Genomic DNA, 6,846 nt, shown 5'->3' on the forward strand with positions numbered 1-6,846 from the left:
ATTTTCGCCCCCGGCCAGCTCGATGCCCTGCCCGCCAGCGCCATTGCCAGCGTCTACGTGCCGCCGCAGGCGACCCGCGTGCTGCCCGGCTTCGTCAAAACCTTCCCCGGCATCACCGTGCTCGCGCTCGACAAGCTCATCGCCAATATCGAAGCCGTGTTTGCCCAGATCATCGGCGCGATTCAGCTGCTGCTGGGTTTCCTGCTCGCCGCCGGCATGGCCGTCGTCGTCGCCACGCTGCTGGCCAGCCTCGACGCTCGCCGCCAGGAAGCCGTCCTGCTGCGCACCCTGGGTGCCCAGCACGCCTACCTTGCCCGCGGCCTGTGGAGCGAGTTTCTCGCCCTGGGCCTGCTGGCCGGCCTGCTCGCCAGCGCCTGCGCCGAAATCGCCATGGCGCTGATCGGCGAGCGCCTGTTCGACCTGCCGCCGCAGTTGCACCCGTGGCTGTGGCTCGCGCTGCCGCTGGCCGGCGCGCTGCTGGTGGGGACGTGCGGCTGGCTCACCACGCGGCACATCACCCGGGTGCCGCCGATGCAATCGATCCGAACGCTGAATTGAATTGCGGCCGGCCCGGGCTGGCTTTTGCCGCGCCATTCCCGGGCCCGCCGGATCGGTTCGATGGCATTTTCATGACATTTCCGTGACATTAATTTTGCCAATGACCGTATAATTGCGCTCTATCGATACCGATGCGGCCACCCAGCGCGATGGCACTGCATCGCGTCCATCCCGTATCAGCCAGAGCGGACGGCACACGCAGGGTGTCGCAAGCCTCGTTTATCAAAGACCCGAACAAAGATTGAAGTCCAGCAAGCTTGTTGCCCCGCTCCTGCTGGGCCTCCTCGGTTTTACCGCCTTGAGCGTAATGCTCGCCTTCATCCTCGGCCAGGAGCGCCGGGATGCCTTGCTGGACCTGCATCTCGGCGATCGCGAACTGAACCGCCTGATCCGCGGCAGCGAGCTCCTCGCCAGCTCGGTACGCGGCTATGCGGTCACCGGCGATCCGCATTACCTCGATGCCTTCCAAAGGGAGAAGCAGGCCGCTCGCTCGCGAGGGCGTGCTGCCGGCCTGCCCGCCGCACTCGGCCTTGCCGCCGATGAAACAGCCCTGATCGAAGCGGCCCAACGCAACGCCGATGTCCTCACCGCACTGGAAAACCTTGCCCTGGCCGCCACCCAGGCGGGGGACCGGGAACGGGCTGTCGCGCTGGTCTACGGCGAACCTTATCTTGCGGCCGAAAAGTCCTTCGCGGAAGCGGCCGCCAAGGCGAAGAACAAAGTTGACCGCCGCCTTGATAAGCGGGTCGACGAACTCGACCGCAAAGCCGATCTCGCGATGAAAGCGGCCGTGACGGCATCGCTGCTGAGCCTGTCCTTTCTTGTGCCGGCATGGCTCGGCTTTTATCGCCGCAAGGCACGACAACGGCCAGCGGACCCGGCGCCGCAGCTCCAGCCCCCCTCGCGAGAGAGCGCGATACCGATTGCGGCCATCGCGTCGCCCGGCCTGAAATGGGCGATGCATCCCGCTCTCTGCAAAAAATACCAGGATGCCATGGCCGAACTGGAAAGCCAGCGGGCCAAATTCCAGATAGCGGAATCCTGGTACCGCCACATCATCGAGTTCTCCCCGGATGCGATGCTGGTGGTGAACCGACGCGGCATCATCATGATGGCCAATCCCAAAGCCCATGAGGTTTTCAGCTATGCAGCGGGCAAGCTTGTTGGCACCTGCGTCGATTTGCTGGTGCCCCAGAATATGCGCGCGCTGCACGTTGCCATGCGCGAGCGGTTCATGGACGACGGGGGAACCGTCGCCATAGGCAGCATGTCCGGCGACCTTCACGGAGTCGATAAAACGGGCCGGGAATTCCCCATCGAACTGGGCCTGACCAGGATGCCGCCCATTGAGAGCTGGGGCACCTGCGCCTGCGTCGTCCTGCGCGACATCACCCCGAGAAAGCAGATCGAGCAGGCCATCGCCGATCAGCTCGAGTTCCAACGGGTGCTCATGGATACCCTGCCCTACCCGGTGTTCTTCAAGGGGGTGGATGCCCGCTACTTCGGCTTCAATCGGGCTTTTCTCGAAGCATTCGGCGTCCGCGAGGAAGACCTGGTCGGCAAGGCCGTGCTTGAATTCATGATGCTGTCGGCCCCCGACCGGGCGGCCTTGCAGCAGGCCAATGAGCGCATCCTCCGCGAGGGCGGCAGCTTCACGGCAGAAATAATGATTCCGTTTGCCGATGGGCGAATTCACCCCACCATTTACACGCTGGCAGGCTTTAACAGCGGCGACGGCTCTCCCGCCGGACTGGTCGGCACGCTGATCGACATCACCGTCCAGAAGGAATCCGAGCGGATCGTCGTCCAGGCCAAGGAGATCGCTGAAGAAACCACCCGAATGAAATCGGATTTCCTGGCCAGCATGAGCCATGAAATCCGCACCCCGATGAATGTCATCATGGGCATGTCGCATCTTGCCCTGGGAACCGGCCTCGACGCCAGGCAGCGCAATTACATCGAAAAAGTCCATTCCGCCGCCAAGAACCTGCTCGGCATCCTCAACGACATCCTGGATTTCTCCAGAATCGAAGCCGGCAAGGTGCGCGTTGAGAAGGTGGAGTTTTACCTCGAGGAGGTGATGGGAAACCTCGGGGATCTCTCCGTCCTCAAGGCTCAGGACAAGCACATCGAGCTGTTGTTCGACATCGGCACCGATGTGCCCACTGCGCTCATCGGCGATCCCTTGCGGCTGGGGCAGGTGCTGAGCAACCTTGTCGACAACGCCATAAAGTTCACCGAGCAGGGCGAAATCACCGTGACCGTCCGCAAGGAACGCGACGAGCCTGAAGGCGTACGCCTGCGCTTCGAGGTCGCCGACACCGGCATCGGCATCGCCGCGGATCAATGCGCCAAGCTGTTCCGCGCCTTCACCCAGGCCGACTCCTCCACTTCGCGCAAATACGGCGGCAGCGGACTGGGGCTGACCATCAGCAAGCACCTGGTGGAAATGATGGACGGCGATATCGGCGTTGATTCCCAACCCGGCGCAGGCAGCACGTTTCATTTCACGGCGCGGTTTGGCCTCAAGGCGGAGCAGCGCGAACTGGCAGTCAGCGGCGACGACGTGCTGGGCATGCGGGTTCTGGTGGTCGACGACAATGCCAGCATGCGGGAAATATTCCGCGCATTGCTTGCTTCCTTGAAATTCGACGTCGCCACCGTGAGCAACGGCTGGGATGCCATCGAGGCGATACGGCGGGCACAGCAGGAGAACATGCCCTATCGCCTGGTGATCATGGACTGGATGATGCCTGGAATGGATGGCGTTGAAGCCATTCGCCATATTCGTGCCGGCAGCCTTGCCCAGGCACCGCGCTTCATCATGGTGACGGCATACTGCCGCGAGGCGCTGCAGGAACGCCTCGGGGATATTCGGGTTGAAGACATCCTGGTCAAGCCGGTGACGCCATCCAGCCTGCTTGACGCCATACTCAATGCCTTCGGCCGGGAAGCGATAGTCAAGCCGCCCAGGCAAGAGGCGCCGGCCGAGTTCAGCGAAACGCAAAAATCCCTGCGTGGCGCCCATCTGCTGCTGGTTGAAGACAATCTCGTCGACCAGGAAATCGCCGTTGACATTCTTGGCCGGGCCGGCATTCGGCTGGACATCGCGAACAACGGCGCGGAGGCGCTGGCCATGGTGTTGCGGACCGCCTATGACGGCGTGCTGATGGATTGCCAGATGCCGGTGATGGATGGCTTCGAAGCCACGCGCAGGATCCGCCAGCATGGCGGCTTTGCCGATCTGCCCATTCTTGCCACGACCGCCAACGCCATGGAAGGTGACAAGGAAAAATGCCTTGAGGCGGGTATGAACGACCATATCACCAAGCCGGTCGACATCGCCCGGTTGTTCATTACCTTGCACCGCTGGATCAAGCCGCGGCAGCCGGCAGCCGACGGTGCGGTCCCATCCGTCATCCCGCAGCCAGGCAATTTACCCGCCATCGAAGGACTGCATCTGGCCGAGGCGCTGAAGCGCCTGGGCGGCAACACGGACCTGCTGCTGCGGCTGATCCATCGCTTCGCCGACACCCAGGCCGACGTCCTGGCGCGCATTGACCGCGCCCTGGCGGCGCACGATCTGGAAAGCGCCACCCGCCTCGTCCATACCCTGAAAGGCCTGGCCGGAAATATCGGCGCCGCGGCCCTGGTTGCGCAATCGGCGGAGGCCGAAGCCCTGCTCAAGCACGGGAAGCTGGACCGCCTGCCCGCGGCCTTGAAGCCAATGAAGCAGGAACTTGAGGGCTTGCTCGCAAGAATAAACGCCGCCACGCCGCTTTCCCGGACAGCGCGGGATGCCACGGAAGCGCTGGCATCGGGAGTGGACAAGGCAGCCCTCGCCGCAGAACTGCGCCTGCTGGCCTCCCAGTTGCGGGAAGACGATGCCGGCGCGGGCAGGACAGCACCCGGCATCGCCAGGCAGATCGAGCTGCTCGGGCACAGCGCCCTGGCCGGCGAACTGCAGAAACGTATCGCCCGTTACGCATTTGAAGAAGCGCTGGAAACCGTCGAAGAAATTGCCTTGATTCCGGGCTTGGCGGCAGATCCCTGAGGTTTTTGCCGCGCCCGGCCCCAAAACGGTAAACCATTTCATCGGCATTCAAGGATCAACGTGAACGAACCAGCCCCGCAAAGCAGCATTCTCATCGTCGACGACAGGCCGGAAAACATCGACATCCTCAACGATGTACTGTTTCCCCATTACCGAATCAGAATTGCCCTCAACGGCGAGAAAGCCCTGAAGATTGCTTTTTCCGCCAACCCGCCCGACCTGATTCTGCTCGACGTCATGATGCCCGGCCTCAACGGCTACCAGGTATGCGAAAAGCTCAAGAGCAATCCCGATACCCGCACCATTCCGGTCATTTTCGTCACCTCGATGAGCGAGGCCGATAACGAAGAGAAAGGCCTGGAACTGGGGGCGGTGGATTACATCACCAAGCCCGTCAATCCGGCCATCGTGCTGGCGCGAGTCAAAACCCACCTGGCGCTGTACGACCAGGCTCGCGAACTCGCTCGCCTGGTGAGCCAGCGCACCGCGGAATTGAAGAAAACCCGGCAGCAGATCATTCGGCGCCTGGGGCGCGCCGCCGAGTTCCGCGACAACGAAACCGGCAACCACATTGTCCGCATGAGCCACTTTTCCCGCCTCATTGGACAGGCGGCAGGCCTGGGAGAAGAGTCTGTCGACATTCTGTTCAACGCCTCGCCGATGCACGACGTGGGCAAGATCGGCATCCCCGACAGGATCTTGCTGAACCAGGGCAAGCTCAAGCCGGAGGAATGGGAACTCATACGCCAGCACGCGAAAATCGGCGCCGACATCATCGGCACTCACAGCGACGACCTGCTTCAGGCAGCCCACACCATCGCGCTGTGTCATCATGAAAAATGGGATGGCAGCGGCTACCCGCAGGGATTGAAAGGCGAAGACATTCCGCTCATGGCGCGCATCGTCGCAATTGCCGATGTGTTTGACGCCCTCACTTCCGACCGCCCGTACAAAAAAGCCTGGTCCGTTGACGCTGCCGCTCGCTATATCGAGGATCAGGCCGGCGCTTATTTCGATCCCGGCTTGATCCCGCCCTTCAAGAGCGTGTTGCCGGAAATTCTGCGGCTCAAGGAGCGCTTTTCCGACAGCCACGGCGCGCTGGCCGATCTGGATCTGGATCCGGTCTGAGGCCGCCCTGGCGGGGCGCTTTACCGATGCACCCGCCCCGCTGCCGGCTGCAAATCCGCACCCACCGCCTCACGCTCGTCGAACACGAAGCAGTCGCCGCGGTAGTGCGCGCCGCCGACTTCCTCAAAATACTTGAGGATGCCGCCTTCGAGCTGGTACACGTGCTCGATGCCGACCGCCTTCATGTGGATGGCGGCCTTTTCGCAGCGGATGCCGCCGGTGCAGAACGACACCACGGTCTTGCCGGCATAGTCGGCGCGGTGTTCCGCCAGGCGCGGCGGAAACTCGCTGAAGACGCCGATGCCGTAATCGACCGCGTGCTCGAAGGTGCCGGCGGCGACTTCGTAGTCGTTGCGCGTATCCAGCATCACCAGCGGGCGGCCTGCGTCGTCGCAGCCGCGATCCAGCCACCGCTTCAGCGTGGCCGCCGCCACCGAGGGCGCGCGCCCGGCTTCCGGGCGGATCAGCGGATGCTTCATGGTGATGATTTCCTTCTTCAGCCGCACCCGCATCCGCTTGAACGGCGGTTCGGCCGACAGGCTTTCCTTGGGCTGCAGGTCGGCGAAGCGCGGATCGGACCGCAGATGGGCAACCATGGCGTCGATCGCTGCGCGCGCGCCGGCCAGGAATACGTTGATGCCCTCGGGCGCGAGCAGGATCGTGCCCTTGAGGCGCAACCCCAGGCAGCGCGCGGCAAGATCGGCCTGGAGCGCCTCGCGGTCGGCGAGAGCGACGAACTTGTAGCAGGAAATATTGACGACGGACACGGTAACAACCCCTTCAGCAAGCCGGCATTATCCTGGAAACCTGGCTTCCAGAATAAATACGGAGCGGTTCTGCCCGGCCGGCGGTTTTGATACCCTTCGGGCTTCCCTCCCCCTCTCGCCGACCATGAACGAACAACTGCAAACGCTGGAACACGCCCAGCAACCCGCGATCGATCTCGCCATCCAGTTCGGCGCCAGGCTGCTGGTGGCGCTGCTGATCCTGGCGGCGGGCTATTACGTCGGCCGCTGGGTGGGCAGGCTGGCCGACTCGATGCTGATGAAGCTCGGGCTCGACGCCACCCTGCGCCTGCTGCTGGTGCGCATGCTGCGCATCCTGGT

4 protein-coding genes and 1 pseudogene are annotated in these 6,846 nt (G+C 63.1%); 4 read left to right on the forward strand and 1 reads right to left on the reverse strand.

The window, feature by feature from the left end; translation table 11 throughout:
• The 3 genes from BGO62_RS12225 to BGO62_RS12235 form a co-directional block, all read left to right on the forward strand.
• Positions 1-558: FtsX-like permease family protein (locus BGO62_RS12225; RefSeq protein ID WP_296642828.1), on the forward strand; the 558-nt coding region annotated here is incomplete at its 5' end.
• Between the two features lie 112 nt (positions 559-670).
• On the forward strand, positions 671-4,612 hold the full coding sequence (locus BGO62_RS12230) for a response regulator (protein WP_296642829.1): 3,942 nt from the start codon (positions 671-673) through the stop codon (positions 4,610-4,612).
• Between the two features lie 60 nt (positions 4,613-4,672).
• Entirely contained in the window at positions 4,673-5,740 is a 1,068-nt protein-coding gene (locus tag BGO62_RS12235; RefSeq protein ID WP_296642831.1) for a two-component system response regulator, read from the forward strand.
• 20 nt (positions 5,741-5,760) lie between these two features.
• On the opposite strand, the gene BGO62_RS12240 is transcribed toward BGO62_RS12235, so the two are convergent.
• A complete protein-coding gene (locus BGO62_RS12240) occupies positions 5,761-6,507 on the reverse strand; it encodes a sulfurtransferase (protein WP_296642833.1) in 747 nt (248 codons plus the stop codon).
• A 124-nt stretch (positions 6,508-6,631) separates the two neighbouring features.
• Here BGO62_RS12240 and BGO62_RS12245 point away from each other — a divergent pair.
• Positions 6,632-6,846 (forward strand): annotated as a pseudogene (locus BGO62_RS12245) (mechanosensitive ion channel family protein); the annotation flags it as partial.

Source organism: Thiobacillus sp. 65-1402 (assembly GCF_001897685.1).
Taxonomy (GTDB): Bacteria; Pseudomonadota; Gammaproteobacteria; order Burkholderiales; family Thiobacillaceae; genus Thiobacillus.